The sequence below is a fragment of the Rhodococcus sp. HNM0563 genome, assembly GCF_012726195.1.
GTDB lineage: Bacteria > Actinomycetota > Actinomycetes > Mycobacteriales > Mycobacteriaceae > Rhodococcus.
The window spans coordinates 145711-160486 of the sequence record NZ_JAASAF010000010.1; the positions used below are offsets into that span (position 1 = coordinate 145711).

Annotated in this window: 14 protein-coding genes; 6 read left to right on the forward strand and 8 right to left on the reverse strand. The window is 65.3% G+C overall.

The genetic code is table 11. From position 1 onward, the window contains the following. The first annotated feature begins 127 nt into the window (after positions 1–127). Entirely contained in the window at positions 128–634 is a 507-nt protein-coding gene (locus tag HCA61_RS21575) for a nuclear transport factor 2 family protein (protein WP_169690239.1), read from the forward strand. Positions 635–661: 27 nt separating this feature from the next. Here the strand turns inward: HCA61_RS21575 and HCA61_RS21580 are convergent, their stop codons facing one another. Next, entirely contained in the window at positions 662–1513 is an 852-nt protein-coding gene (locus HCA61_RS21580) for a tRNA (adenine-N1)-methyltransferase (protein ID WP_169690240.1), read from the reverse strand. A gap of 187 nt (positions 1514–1700) precedes the next feature. Between HCA61_RS21580 and HCA61_RS21585 the strand changes: the two genes are divergently transcribed. Continuing rightward, entirely contained in the window at positions 1701–2522 is an 822-nt protein-coding gene (locus HCA61_RS21585; RefSeq protein ID WP_206040443.1) for a thioesterase family protein, read from the forward strand. A 42-nt stretch (positions 2523–2564) separates the two neighbouring features. Here HCA61_RS21585 and hisG read toward each other — a convergent pair whose 3' ends face one another. The 6 genes from hisG to metH form a co-directional block, all read right to left on the reverse strand. Further along, positions 2565–3434, reverse strand: a complete 870-nt coding sequence (gene hisG / locus HCA61_RS21590) for an ATP phosphoribosyltransferase (protein ID WP_169690242.1) — start codon at positions 3432–3434, stop codon at positions 2565–2567. 96 nt (positions 3435–3530) lie between these two features. Continuing rightward, on the reverse strand, positions 3531–3812 hold the full coding sequence (locus tag HCA61_RS21595) for a phosphoribosyl-ATP diphosphatase (protein ID WP_199233311.1): 282 nt from the start codon (positions 3810–3812) through the stop codon (positions 3531–3533). A 38-nt stretch (positions 3813–3850) separates the two neighbouring features. Next, positions 3851–4738 (reverse strand): pseudouridine synthase, encoded by an 888-nt coding sequence (locus HCA61_RS21600; protein ID WP_169690243.1) that lies wholly within the window; start codon positions 4736–4738, stop codon positions 3851–3853. A gap of 1 nt (position 4739) precedes the next feature. Then, positions 4740–5603: a rhodanese-related sulfurtransferase gene (locus HCA61_RS21605; RefSeq protein WP_169690244.1), complete on the reverse strand. Its 864-nt coding sequence runs from the start codon at positions 5601–5603 to the stop codon at positions 4740–4742. Positions 5604–5605: 2 nt separating this feature from the next. Next, entirely contained in the window at positions 5606–6319 is a 714-nt protein-coding gene (locus tag HCA61_RS21610) for an HAD family phosphatase (protein WP_169690245.1), read from the reverse strand. After that, complete coding sequence (metH, locus tag HCA61_RS21615; protein WP_169690246.1) at positions 6312–9881, reverse strand: methionine synthase; 3570 nt, start codon at positions 9879–9881, stop codon at positions 6312–6314. The genes HCA61_RS21610 and metH overlap by 8 nt, the downstream gene beginning before the upstream one ends. A gap of 51 nt (positions 9882–9932) precedes the next feature. Here metH and HCA61_RS21620 point away from each other — a divergent pair, with 51 nt between their 5' ends. Next, positions 9933–10826, forward strand: a complete 894-nt coding sequence (locus tag HCA61_RS21620) for a PAC2 family protein (protein WP_169690247.1) — start codon at positions 9933–9935, stop codon at positions 10824–10826. Continuing rightward, on the forward strand, positions 10823–11965 hold the full coding sequence (locus HCA61_RS21625; RefSeq protein WP_169690248.1) for an MFS transporter: 1143 nt from the start codon (positions 10823–10825) through the stop codon (positions 11963–11965). Before HCA61_RS21620 ends, HCA61_RS21625 begins: the two co-directional genes overlap by 4 nt. Positions 11966–12210: 245 nt before the next feature. Here the strand turns inward: HCA61_RS21625 and HCA61_RS21630 are convergent, their stop codons facing one another. Further along, a complete protein-coding gene (locus HCA61_RS21630) occupies positions 12211–12672 on the reverse strand; it encodes a 6,7-dimethyl-8-ribityllumazine synthase (RefSeq protein WP_169690249.1) in 462 nt (153 codons plus the stop codon). Positions 12673–12797: 125 nt separating this feature from the next. Between HCA61_RS21630 and HCA61_RS21635 the strand changes: the two genes are divergently transcribed. Together HCA61_RS21635 and otsB are read left to right on the forward strand one after the other, a co-directional pair. Next, a complete protein-coding gene (locus HCA61_RS21635) occupies positions 12798–13871 on the forward strand; it encodes a helix-turn-helix domain-containing protein (RefSeq protein ID WP_169690300.1) in 1074 nt (357 codons plus the stop codon). 65 nt (positions 13872–13936) lie between these two features. Beyond that, positions 13937–14752 (forward strand): trehalose-phosphatase, encoded by an 816-nt coding sequence (otsB, locus tag HCA61_RS21640; RefSeq protein WP_169690250.1) that lies wholly within the window; start codon positions 13937–13939, stop codon positions 14750–14752. The last annotated feature ends 24 nt before the right edge of the window (positions 14753–14776 follow it).

A 14776-nucleotide genomic window follows, 5' to 3' on the forward strand; every position in this document is an offset into this window, starting at 1 on the left:
CCTGGTGTTGCGAACGCGTGTCGTCTCAGTCACGGGCGCACGGTGACACCCCACGCCCCCACACTGTTAGCCTTGCCTAATCTCGACGTTCGTGCCGTTACTGTTCGTTCCCGAAAGGATCACTTCTGTGAAGACCCGCACCCTCTGGGCTGCCGCGGCGACCGTTGTCGCCGTCGCGCTGCTTCCCGCCTGCTCCTCGGACAGCGACACCACGACCGACACGCCCGCAGCCACGACCACCAGCGCAGAGGCCACGACAAGCGCCGCCGCGACCACCAGTGCGGCCGCCGCCGGCGAAGCCCCCGTCACCGCAGAGACACTGCAGGCGCAGATGGACCTGTTCTTCGACCCGGCCGCACCCGTCGAGGCCAAGGCCGCCGTCATCGAGAACGGCGACAGCCGCACCGACGTGCTCACCCAGTTCAACGGAGTACTCACCGGCTACCCGCTGACCGCCACGGTCGGTGACATCGCCACCGTCGACGACACCACCGTCACCGCCACCACCGAGGTCGGCGGCCCGCACGGCGGCGCACCCCTGACCCTGACCTTCACCGAGGTCGACGGCACCTGGGTCCTGGCCGACGACAGCACCTGTTCCCTCCTCGAAATGGGTCGCCTCACCTGCGAGTGAGCCGGCACCCCGTCGCCCGGCGGCGGCTCAGCCCTTGCTGGGGCGCCGTTGCGGCTTCGGGGTCTGCACCCCATCCTGCAACCGGCGGGCACTGACCAGAAACGCGGTATGACCCTGCATCCGATGCTCCGGACGCACCGCCAACCCCACCACATGCCAGCCCCGCACCATCGACTCCCACGAACGCGGTTCCGTCCAGCACGTCTGCTCCCGCAACGCCTCGACCACCCGCGACAACTGCGTCGTCGTCGCCACATACACGATCAGCACCCCACCGGGCACCAACGCCTTCTTCACCGTCTCGAGCACATCCCACGGCGCCAGCATGTCCAGCACCACACGGTCGACCTTGCCGTGGGCCTCGACGTCGTAGTCCGCCAGATCCGCCAGCGTCGTCGTCCAGTTCTCCGGACGCTGCCCGAAGAACGTCGTCACATTCCGCTCGGCGTACTCGAGATGATCCTCGCGCACCTCATACGAGATGACCGTGCCGGTAGACCCGACCGCCCGCAACAACGAACACGTCAACGCCCCGGACCCCGCACCCGCCTCGAGCACCCGCGCCCCGGGGAAGATGTCACCCTCCTGCACGATCTGCGCGGCATCCTTCGGGTAGATCACCTGCGCCCCGCGCGGCATCGACATCACATAATCGACCAGCAGCGGACGCAACGCCAGATACGGAGTGCCGTTCGTCGACGTCACCACCACACCCTCATCGGTGCCGATCAGATCGTCGTGCAGAATCCCACCGCGATGCGTGTGGAACTCCTTACCCGGCTCGAGCACCACCGTGTACTTGCGGCCCTTGGCGTCGGTCAACTGCACCCGATCCCCCACCTCGAACGGTCCGCTGCGCCCGAGTCCGCCTACTGCCATCGCCGTGCCACCTTCGCCTACATGCCGACCGTCACAGCCCGTGACGCCCAGACCCGACACGGTGCCAGGCCGCACACCAGCCTGCCAGGCCACCACTCGAGACCCCACACACACCCCACATGCCATCATCGGACACCCACCCGACACGATCTTGGAGACGCACCGCGTGCACGACACCGCCTACTACCTGCCCCTCCCCACACCTGAAAACCGACTCGAGGGCGACATCCACATCGAGTGCTTCCGGCCCACTCGCCACACCGTCAGCACCTGGGGTCCCGACCTGCAACACGGCGCACCCCCGTCCGCGCTGCTCGTCCGCGCCCTCGAACGACACCGGCCCCGCCCAGACACCCGCCTGACCCGCATCTGCATCGACCTGCTCGGCCCCGTACCGCTGACCGACCTCGAAGTCCGCACCCGCATCGACCGGCCCGGCCGACAAATCGAACTCGTTGTCGCCGAACTGTGGGCCACCACCCCCGACGGCACCAGCCGCGCCGTTGCGCGCGGCACCGGATGGCGGCTGCAGACCCAGCACCTCCCCGACGTCGCCCGCACCTCCGAACCGGCGCTCACCCCCTTCGATCCCGCAGCCGAACCCTCGGACATGACCCTGTTCGGTCTCGGCGGCTACATCGACACCCTCGACTGGCACATCGTCACCCCGCTGGGAGTGCCCGGACCGTCCGCCGCCTGGGTCCGCGCCCGCCTCGACCTCGTTGCGGGAGAAACCCTCACAGCCCTCGAACGGCTCTTCACCGTCGCCGACGTCGCCAACGGCATCGGGTCCAAACTCGACCCCGCCCACTGGCTGTTCCTCAACACCGACCTGACCGTGCACCTGTTCCGCGCACCCGACAGCCACGCACCCGAGAGCCGATGGACCGGCATCTCCGCCGAAACCTCCATCGGCCCCGACGGCATCGGCATGACCGCCGGAGTCCTCCACGACGAACACGGACCACTCGGACGCATCACCCAGAACGTGCAAGTGCGGCCCCGCTGACGCGAGACCGCACCGTCACATCACCTCACCGAGGTCGTCGCCTCACTCCCCGGCGACACCCCGCATCGCACGGCACGACCGGATATCCGACGCCAGAATCGCGCGGGCACCGATCTCCGCCAGCTGGTCCATCACCGCATTGTGGCCCTTGCGCGGCACCATCGCCCGCACCGCCACCGAATAATCATTCGCCAACGGGGAGATCGTCGGCGATTCCAGACCCGGAGTCACCTTCACCGCAGCATCGAGCAAGTGCTTCGGGCAGTCGTAGTCGATCATCACGTACTGCTGCGCGAACACCACACCCTCGAGCCGAGCAATCAACTGATTGCGGGCCCGATCAGTTCGATCCGCGCCCTCCCGCTCGATCAGCACACCCTCCGAATCGCACAGCGACTCCCCGAATGCCACCAAATCATGCTGCCGCAATGTACGACCCGACCCCACTACATCGGCAATCGCATCCGCGACACCGAGCTGAATCGAGATCTCCACCGCACCATCGAGCCGGATCACCGTCGCCTCGATCCCCCGCTCGGCCAGATCCTTACGCACCAGGTTCGCGTACGACGTCGCGATCCGCAGTCCCTGCAGATCCTCGACCTTCCACGCCCGATCCTTCGGCCCCGCATACCGGAACCGCGACCGCCCGAAACCCAACGACAACCGCTCGGTCACCGGCGCACCCGAATCCCCCGCCAGGTCCCGGCCGGTAATACCCAAATCCAGCTCACCCGACCCGACGTAGATCGCGATGTCCTTCGGACGCAAGAAGAAGAATTCGACCTCGTTGACCGGGTCGATCACGGTCAGATCCCGAGAATCGGAACGCCAGCGGTAACCGGCCTCCCGCAGAATCTCGGCCGCGGACTCGGACAACGAACCCTTGTTCGGAACTGCAACGCGCAGCATGGAAAGAATCCTTTCGGACAGAAGGGGGCAAGAAATCGATCAGGACAACATCCGAGGCACGGACAGCGCCACCACCGAAACGGCAGCCACCGCCCGTCACAGATGCTTGTAGACGTCCTCGAGCTTCAGGCCACGCCCCACCATCAACACCTGCGTCCAGTACAGCAGCTGCGAGATCTCCTCGGCGAGCTCCTCATCGGACTGGTACTCGGCGGCGATCCACACCTCGCCGGCTTCCTCGAGTACCTTCTTGCCCTGCGCATGGACACCGGCGTCCAAGGCAGCGACAGTGCCGGAACCCTCAGGACGGGTCGCAGCACGCTCGGTCAGCTCGGCGAACAGGGATTCGAAGGTCTTCACGGAAACCGATTGTTTCATGCCGCACTCCCGCACCCACAATCAGGACACCACTGCACTCACCACGACAAGTCGCGCGCACTGTCGAACCGACGCACCCGCCCACTCACCGGATCGGTGAACTCGAGCGTGCGCGCCAACAACTGCAACGGCTCGGTGAACTGCCCCGGCGCGCGGCGCACGAACACCGGATAGAAATTGTCCCCCTCGATCGGCACACCCAACGACATCAGATGCAACCGCAGTTGATGCGTGCGACCTGTCCGCGGGTACAACCGGTACCGAGCCCGCCCACCACGACGTTCCACCAGCTCGATCAACGTCTCCGAATTCGGCTCCCCCGGCACCTGCGCCGCCGTCAACTCACCGTGCCGCTTCACGATCCGCGTGCGCACCGTACGCGGAAACTCCAGTTCGGGCCGATACCCGCCAATCGCCTCGTACACCTTGCGCACCCGCTGCTGCTCGAACAGTCGCTGATACGGACGCCGCAATGCCGGATCACTCGTGCACAACAACACCCCGGCAGTCATCCGATCGAGCCGATGCACCGGCACCAGATCCGGCAGATCCAGATCCCGCCGCAACCGCACCGTCACCGTCTCCCGAATATGCGCACCCCGTGGGATCGTCGACAGGAAATGCGGCTTGTCGACCACCACCAGGCCCTCACCTCGATAGAGCACCTCCACCTCGAACGGCACCGGAGTCTCCGGCGGTGGCTCCCGATAGAAGTACACGAACCGGCCCGGCTGGAACCGTGACAGCTCATCGACCGGCCGTCCATGCTCGTCGACAAGCTCCCCCGCGGCGACTCGGGCGTGCCAATCCTCCTCCGGATGCGCGTCGCGCAAGAACCCGAGCACCGTGCGCGCGGCACCCTCGCTCGGCATCCGAAGCCGATCGGGGCCCAACCCGTCACGCACCGGCAACGGTGGACCGGCCATCTCAGGACCCGGTCTCGGCCGTGTCCGGAACACACTCCTCGCACACCAACGTCAACTCACGGCCGTGGACATCCGGATGGTTGCGGTACCGCGACGTCGGCGTTCCACACAACGTGCAGCGACCCAGCGTGACAGCGTCCTCGGAGAACTCCACATTCATGCGACCGTCGAACACGTACAGCGAGCCCTCCCACAACCCGGCGTCACCGAACGTCTCCCCGTACCTGACGATCCCACCGTCGAGTTGGTACACCTCTTCGAAACCACGATTGCGCATCAGCACCGACAACACCTCGCACCGCACCCCACCCGTGCAATACGTCACCACCGGCTTCGACTTGAGATGGTCGTACCGGCCGCTGTCCAACTCCGCAATGAACTCACGGGTGGTGTCCACCTCGGGCACCACCGCACCCCGAAACCGCCCGATCTGCGCCTCGAGTCTGTTACGGCCGTCGAAGAACACCACATCGTCGCGCTCGGACATCAACGCATGCACGGCGTGCGGCGACAGATGCGTCCCGCCGCCGACCACACCGGACTCGTCGACCTTGATCTCGTCCGGAGCCCCGAACGTGACGATCTCGGAACGCACCTTCACCGACAACCGCGGAAAATCGTCGCCCGTGCCCTCGGACCACTTGACATCGATATCGCGGAACGCCGGATAACTGCGCAACCCGCGCACATACTTCTTCACCGCCGCGATATCACCACCGACAGTGCCGTTGATGCCGTGTTCGGAGATCAATATCCGGCCCGTCAACCCGTTCGACGCCGCCAGGGTGTGCTGCCACAACCGGATCGCCTCAGGGTCGGGCAACGCCGTGAACTTGTAGAACAAGACGATCTTCGGGATCGCCACGATCACTGCCTTCCAGATGCGTGCAACGCGTGCAGATCAGCCACGGAAAGACCTTCCAACGTCGAACGGAATACCCGACGCGACGAGGCCGGTACCGAGGTCAACGACGGCACCACCAACACCGTGCATCCTGCCGCATCCGCAGCCGCCGCACCCGTCGGCGAATCCTCCACAGCCAGGCACTGCGCAGGATCGAGCCCGAACATCTCCGCTGCCCGCAGATACGGTGCAGGATCCGGCTTGCCCGCAGGCACCTCGTCGCCACACACCGTGTGATCGAAATGCTCCCGACCGAGGGTTTCGAGCGCGACATCGCACAACGCCCGACCCGTGTTGGTCACCAACGCCTGCCCCAGCCCCGACGCCCGCACCGAACCCAACGCCTCCAGCGCACCAGGCCGCCACGGCAACCCCTGCGCGAACAAACCGGACATGTACGCGTTGAGCCAATCCTCGGCTGCGGTCTGCTCGTCGGGAGTCGGCTCGAGCCCCAGACCGTCGAACGTGCGCCACACCGACAGATCAAGCGGACCGCCGATCGTCGAGATCCGCGTCGCCTCGGACATCGGGCCACCCAGATGCAGCGACAACTCGCGCATCCCGATGTCCCACAACTGCTCCGATTCGAGCAGCGTGCCGTCCATGTCCCACAACACCGCCCGCAACCCAACCGCGGACTGCGCCGCGGCAGCCACCTCGCTGATCAACTCAGACATTGAAATACTTGGCCTCCGGATGATGCAACACGAACGCATCCGTGGACTGCTCGGGATGCAACTGCAACTCCTCCGACAACTCCACCCCGATCCGCTCGGGCTCGAGCAACTCGACGAGTTTGATCCGATCCTCGAGATCCGGGCATGCCCCGTAACCGAACGCGAACCGCGCACCCCGATAGGCGAGCTTGAAGTACTCGGTCACCTCGTCCGGATCCTCATCGGCGGCGGTACCACCGCCCGAGAACGCAAGTTCCTGCCGGATACGCCGATGCCAGTACTCGGCCAGGGCCTCGGTCAACTGCACACCGATGCCGTGCACCTCCAGATAGTCACGATACGAATTCGACGCAAACAGCTCGTTCGCGAAATCCGCGATCGGCTGTCCCATCGTCACCAACTGGAACGGCCACACATCGACTTCACCAGAGGCGAGCGCATCCTGGCGTGACCGCACGAAATCGGCGATGCACAGGAACCTCGACCGCTGCTGACGCGGGAACTTGAACCGGTACCGCTCCGGCGCATCCGGCCGCGGCTCCGTCAGGACCACCACATCGTCACCCTCGGACACCGCGGGGAAGTACCCGTACACCACCGCAGCATGCTGCAGGATGCCCTCGGTCGAGAGTCGGTCCAACCAATACCGCAACCGCGGCCGGCCGTCCGACTCCACCAGTTCCTCGTAGGTCGGACCGTCCCCGGCCCGCTGCCCACGCAGTCCCCACTGCCCCAGGAACAAGGCTCGCTCGTCCACGAGCGATGCATACTCGGCCAACGCGATGCCCTTGACCACTCGCGTACCCCAGAACGGCGGCGTAGGCACCGGCAGATCTGCCTGCACATCGCTGCGCTCGGGGATGACCACCGGAGTCTCCGACGCCTTACGCTTCTCCGCGATGCGCTTACTACGCTCGTGCCGCTCCTTGCGCTCAGCTGCCTTGCGCGCGGCCTCGAGCGCTTCCGGGCTGTTCGGGTCCGGTCCTTCACCACGCTTGATCGCCATGACGCGATCCATCAACGACAAACCCTCGAACGCATCGCGTGCGTACGAGACCTCACCGGCGTACACGTCCGCGAGGTCGTTCTCCACATAACTACGCGTCAGAGCCGCACCACCGAGAAGTACCGGGAACTGCTCGGCAACACCCCGAGAGTTGAGTTCCTCCAGGTTCTCCTTCATCACCACCGTCGACTTCACCAGCAGACCGGACATTCCGATGACATCGGCACGCTTGTCGATCGCCGCGTCGAGGATCGTCGCGATCGGCTGCTTGATCCCGAGGTTGACCACCTCGTATCCGTTGTTCGACAGGATGATGTCGACGAGGTTCTTACCGATGTCGTGCACATCGCCCTTGACGGTCGCCAGCACGATCCGGCCCTTACCGTCGTCGCCCGTCGACTCCATGTGCGGCTCGAGATGTGCCACCGCGGCCTTCATCACCTCGGCGGACTGCAACACGAACGGCAGCTGCATCTGGCCCGACCCGAACAGTTCCCCGACCGTCTTCATCCCCGACAGCAGCGTGTCGTTGATGATGTCGAGCGGCGGTACCTCCTTCATCGCCTCGTCGAGATCGGCTTCGAGACCGTTGCGTTCACCGTCGACGATCCGCCGTTCCAGCCGCTCGAAGAGCGGCAATGCCGCAAGCTCCTGCGCGCGGGATTCCCGCGCTGACGCCGCCGAGACACCTTCGAACAATTCCATCAGCTTCTGCAAGGGGTCGTAACCCTCGCTGCGCCGGTCGTACACCAGGTCCAACGCGACCTGCCGGTGCTCCTCGGGAATCCGCGCCATCGGCAGGATCTTCGACGCGTGCACAATTGCCGTATCGAGGCCGGCCTCCGTGCACTCGTTCAAGAACACCGAGTTGAGGACCTGCCGCGCCGCCGGATTCAAACCGAACGACACATTGGACACACCCAAGGTGAAGTGCACCCGCGGATGGCGACGATGCAGTTCGCGGATCGCCTCGATGGTCTCGATCGCGTCGCGTCGCACCTCCTCCTGACCGGTGGAGATGGGGAACGTCAACGCATCGACGATGATGTCGTCCGGATCGAGTCCCCAATTCTGTGTCAGATCCGTGATCAGACGCTCAGCGATCCGCACCTTGTGCTCCGCGGTGCGGGCCTGTCCTTCCTCGTCGATCGTCAGCGCCACCACTGCCGCGCCGTGCTCGACGACATGCGTCATGATCCGCTCGAACCGAGATCCGGGGCCGACCCCATCCTCATAGTTCACAGAGTTCACCGCGCACCGGCCACCGAGATGCTCGAGACCGGCCCGGATCACCTCGGGTTCGGTCGAGTCGATCATGATCGGCAACGTCGACGATGTCGCGAACCGTGACGCCAACTCCGACATATCGATCGCCCCGTCGCGACCCACATAGTCGACGTTGAGATCGAGCATGTGCGCCCCATCGCGGATCTGATCCTTTGCGATGTCGAGGCACTTCTCCCAGTCTGCGGAAAGCATCGCCTCACGGAAGGCCTTCGACCCGTTGGTGTTGGTGCGCTCACCGATCATCAGGATCGACGCGTCCTGCTCGAACGGCACCGCTGTGTACAGCGACGACACACCAGGCTCGTGCTCCGGTTCCCGCTTCGCCGGTCGAACTGCACGCACCGCCTCGGCGACCTGGCGAATGTGCTCCGGCGTAGTACCGCAGCACCCGCCGACCAGCGTCAGCCCGAACTCGGACACGAACCCGGCGAGCGCCTCTGCGAGTTCACCGGGCTGCAGCGGGTACTCCGCACCGTTCTTGCCGAGCACGGGCAACCCAGCATTCGGCATCACCGACACGGGCACCCGGGCATGTTGAGACAGATACCGCAGGTGCTCACTCATCTCGGCAGGACCGGTGGCGCAGTTGAGCCCGATCATGTCGATACCGAGCGGCTCGAGCGCTGTGAGCGCGGCTCCGATCTCGGAACCGAGCAGCATCGTCCCCGTGGTCTCGACCGTGACATGGGCAATGATCGGGATCCGACGGCCGGCCTGCTCCATCGCGCGGCGACTGCCGATGATCGCGGACTTCGCCTGCAACAAGTCCTGGCAGGTTTCCACGAGGATTGCGTCGGCACCACCGTCGAGCATTCCGAGCGCGGCTTCACTGTAGGCGTCGCGCAGTACAGCGAACGGCGCATGGCCGAGGGTGGGAAGTTTGGTGCCGGGCCCCATCGAACCGAGCACCATCCGAGGCACACCGTCGGCAGAGGGCCCCATCTCGTCCGCGACCTCACGCGCGAGCCGGGTACCGCGCTCGGCCAGGTCTCGAATGCGGTCGGAAATGTCGTAATCCGCGAGATTGGGCAGATTGCAGCCGAAGGTATTGGTGGAGACGATGTCAGCACCGGCTTCGAAGTACGCCCGGTGGATCCCCTTGATCACATCGGGACGAGTCTCGTTCAAGATCTCGTTGCACCCCTCCAGGCCGCGGAAGTCGTCGAGCGACAGATCCGCAGCCTGCAACATGGTGCCCATCGCCCCGTCTCCGATGACAACGCGCTGCTTCAACGCATCGAACAAGGCAGAGTTCAGTGGGGTGGACATGGCAACCAGAGTAGTGGGCGCACAAACTGCGCTCCGCCGTAGGCTGGACGGGTGAGTGCAAGTGAGTATCCTGAGACCCCGGAGCAGGCCGTTCCCGAATTCCGCAACCCGGTGCTCGTCGCCGCGTTCGAAGGATGGAACGACGCAGGCGATGCTGCGACCGGGGTTGTCGAGCATCTCGAACTGATCTGGGACGCCGAGCCGTTTGCCGAGCTGGACTCCGAGGAGTATTACGACTACCAGGTCAACCGCCCCCAGGTGCGTCTCGTCGACGGCGTGACCCGACAGATCGAATGGCCCGCAACCCGCCTGTCCGCGTGCTCCCCGCCGGGCAGCGACCGCGACGTCGTGTTGCTGCGCGGCATCGAACCGAACATGCGCTGGCGCAGTTTCTGCGACGCGATCCTCGAACTCGTCGACGACCTGGGAATCCACACGGTGGTGGTGCTGGGTGCGCTCCTCGCAGACACCCCGCACACCCGCCCGGTACCGGTGACCGGCACGGCCTACAGCGCAGACGCGGCCAAGCAGTTCAATCTCGAGAAGTCGCGGTACGAGGGACCGACAGGCATCAACGGAGTTCTGCAGGACGCCTGCGTTCGCGCAGGCATCCCGGCCGTGTCCTTCTGGGCTGCTGTCCCCCACTACGTGTCGAATCCGCCCAATCCCAAAGCCACGGTCGCATTGCTGCGACGTCTCGAGGACGTCCTCGACGTCGAGGTCCCGCTCGGTGAGCTCCCCTCGCTCGCCGAAGAGTGGGAAGAGACGGTCACATCGATGACCGAGGACGACGAGGACATCGCCGACTACGTCCGTAGCCTGGAGGAACGCGGTGACGCCGAGACCGACATCTCGGACGTGATTGCCAAGATCGACGGAGACGCCCTCGCGGCCGAATTCGAGCGATACCTCAAACGGAGAGGCCCCGGCGGGTTCGCTCAGTGAGCGGATATCGCGACTCGCTCCAGCGCGCAGCGCTGTACGTCGGCGGATTTCTCGGTCCGTTCGGTGGGGGCCTCGTCGTGTCGATGCTGCCCGAAATCGGAGAAGACACCGGGGTGTCTGCCGGAGTTGCCGCGACGACGGTCACCGCATACCTGGGCGTGTTCGCCGTGTTCATGTTGTTCTCCGGAACCCTCGGCTCGCGCTGGGGCCGACTTCGGACTGTCCGCACGGCCTACGTCGTGTACGCGTCGGTCTCGATTGCTGCGGCGCTCGCGCCGACATTCTCGCTGTTGATCGGTGCTCGCATGCTGCAGGGCGCGGGAAATGCCTTCACCACACCCCTGCTGCTCGCTGCCCTGGCTGCGATCACTCCACGCAAGTCCCTCGGACGTGCGCTCGGTTTGTTCGGTGCGATGCAGGCGGCCGGACAGACGACAGCGCCGCTCATCGGCGGGCTCGCTGCGGAGGTGAACTGGCGGTGGGCGTTCGTCGTGCTCGCAGTCGCTGCGGTCGCCCTCGCTGTGATCGGTCTCCCCGACCGCATGGATGAGACCGAGGAAGGTCCGGCTCGGCTTCGCGATGCTCTGCGTCCACGAGTGCTGCGAACCGGAGTTGTCGCGCTCCTCGGATTCGGCGCACTCGGCGGACTGGGGTTTCTCCTGGCGTTCCGTGTCGAAGACGACTTCGGCCTCTCCCCTGCAGGTCGAGGTGCGCTACTGACAGTGTTCGGCCTGGCGGGGATCCTCACAGCTCGTCCTGTGGGAACACTCATCGACCGGATCGGCGCTTACCGCTCGGTGCTTATCGGTGCGGTCTCCGGCGCTGCCCTGCTTGTCGCGGCAGGGACGTTGGGAAGCATCGGCGTCATCGCGGCAGTGTGGTTCGCCGCCGGTATTGCCTCACAGTGCGTTCTGGTCGCCGCGAACGCTGCGGTCCTCGGCGACTCGGGAGGCAACCGCGGTGGCGCGGTTTCGGTGGTTCTGGCGTTTCGCTTCGGTGGCGCAGCCCTGGCACCCATTGCGCTGACCCCGCTGTACGCTACGCATCCCACAGCATCGTTCGTGGTTCCAGCGATGCTGCTCGCAGTGCTTGCGCCCCTGATGATGCCGGCCGACCCGGGGCCGGCCGAGGAACGCTGAGCGGCGGGGCCCCTTCTCTGTTGATGGTGAGATTTGTGCGCAAGGAGGATTATTTCTGTTTATTTAGGTTTTCCGTATAGTTCGGAATATGTTCTGCTGACGACAGTCTGATCTTTGTGATCGAGCGATGGTTCCGCTGCCGACCCCCGTCGCCCTCATGCTTTGTCTTCGCCTATCCCGGATCCGGGAAGGTCACGAAGGCTGCCGGGGTCCACTCCCCTGGGAACCCGGCAACCCCGGTGCCGCTACTGCCCCGTCGGCAGCGCGCGCAATGCCTTCACGGTCGCGTCGACAGCCCGCGCCGCCTCCGCCCCCTTGGTGACGAAGTGGCGCGTGAAATAGTCGACGTGCTCCGAGTGCTCGTGGAAATGGTGCGGGGTGAGCACGACCGAGAAGACCGGAACATCGGTGTCCAGTTGCACCCGCATCAGACCGTCGATCACGGCCGTCGCCACGAAATCGTGCCTGTAGATTCCGCCGTCGACGACCAGGCCGGCCGCCACGATCGCGTCGTACCGGCCGGAGCGTGCGAGACGCTGAGCATGCAGAGGGATCTCGAATGCACCCGGAACCTCGAAGAAATCCAGCGAGTCCTTCGCGTATCCCAGCTCGACGATCTCGTCGGTGAATCCGTCTCTTGCCTGGTCGACGATAGTGCGATGCCATGTGGCCTGGATGAATGCGATACGGCGCGCGGTGTCACTCATGTCGATGAAGTTAGCGCATGTGCCTACCCCATCCTGCGGCTTGTGCCGATGTGATGTGGGTGACAGCACCGTAGATTTCGTTTAACCAGGTATTCCGTCTCGCACAGACTGTTAGTGTGACGGATGTGACGCAACAGGACTCCCCCGATACGCCCGCAGGTGCCGGGCCCAAGCCGGAACGGCCGATCGATATCTACCGCCGCGCGTCGATCTGCCTCGAGGCGTGCTTGCCCCTGGGGTGGACACTGACCAGCGACCGGCCCCGCTCCCCCGACGCGCCTCAACGATTGGTCGTCACCTCCCCCGAAGGCGAATCGGTGTCGTTCGCGATCGTCGCCGCCCGAGGGGTACTCAGCGGCGACATCGCGCGCATCACCGCCGAACTCTCCGACTCCGACCGCGGCTTCGTGTGCGCGCACTACCTGTCCGATCCCGTGCGCCGCCAGCTCGATCAACACGGCATCTCCTACGCAGACGCCACCGGAAATCTCACTCTCGTGGCATCTCGGCCCGCTGTGTGGGTACGCAATCGCGGAGCCGACTCAGATCCGTGGAGGGGCCCGGGCCGGCCCTCGGGCGTGCTGACCGGAGAGCCGTCCGACCGGGTGGTTCGCGCCCTGGCGGACCACTCCGGCGAGATGACGGTGCCCGAACTCATCAAGCTCTCCGGCGCGTCCACCGGGGCCACCTACCGCGTGGTCGAGGTGCTTGTCGAGCGCGAGCTCATCCGGCGCATCCCCCGCGGCGGCATCACCGAAGTGCGATGGGAACAGATGCTGCGTGCCTGGGCGACAGATCGGAAGATGTGCGCAACCCGGCGCTTCGCCGCGCCGGACGGCCTCGAGATCGTCCGGAACCAACTCTCCGAGCGAATCGACGTCACCTACGCCCTCAGCGGTGTCGGCGCCACCGACTACGCCCAACCCGACGTGCTCGAGCTGTACGCAGATGATCCCGACGACTTCGCCGGCGCGTTGGGCTTACGTCCCGTGGACCGCGGTGGCGACGTGGTGATCGCGATTCCGTGGTCGTCTGTGGTGTTCGACCGCATGGATCGCTCGCGACCGCTGCGCGCAGTGGCGCCGTCGCACGTCTACGCAGACCTGCTGTCGGGACCGTTCCGCAACCTGGAAGCCGCCGAACACGTGCGTGCACACCTGACCTCGAACGAAGGGCATTGGCGTCGCCCCATTCACTGACCCGCTCGCCGGGGGCCTGTACGGTTCGAAGTGCCAGCACACGTACAACAGGAGGTTCGGCCGAGATGGAGTCCACGTCGGCGGTCGGGGACCTCCCCTCTGCCCTCGACCCTGCTGCGCTGGCAAGTCGATTGGGCGAACACAGGCCGGCGGTATTCCTCGACTACGACGGCGTGCTCACCCCCATCGTCGACAAGCCCGACGACGCAGTCCTGTCCGCCACGATGCGCACCACTGTCCGTGCACTGGCCGACCGCTGCCCCGTGTGCATCGTCACCGGTCGCGACCGCGCTGTCGTGCAGCAGTTGATGGGCATCGACGATCTCACTGTCGCGGGAAGTCACGGCTTCGACATCTGGAAGCCCGGCCAGGGCGTGATCTCCCCCGACTCCCTCGGCGACTTCACCGAACTCGTCGCCGACACCACCGCCACACTGCGCGAAGAACTCGCCGACACCGACGGGGTGACCCTCGAACCGAAACGGGCCTCGGTGGCCGTGCACTACCGGAACGCAGGAGCGCAGGCGCGTCAGCATACTCACGATGTCGTCCACGCGTTGCTCGACGAGTCGCCCGGTCGACTCGAGTTGATTCCCGGGAAAATGGTGTATGAGCTACGGCCGGCAGTCGACTGGAACAAGGGCAAGGCCGTCCTGCATCTGATCGACGTCCTCGGCCTCGGCTCCCCCGACATCGTCCCGATCTATCTCGGCGACGACATCACGGACGAGGACGCGTTCGCTGCGATACGCGGCACGGGAATCGGGATTCTCGTGGGCAGCCCCGACGACCCGGAAATGAAGAATCGGGTCACCACAGCGGAGTTCGGCCTCGCGTCGGTGGACGACGTGGCACGCTTCCTATCCGAGCTGGGTAGATGACGACCATGTAGCCGAACGGTTCGG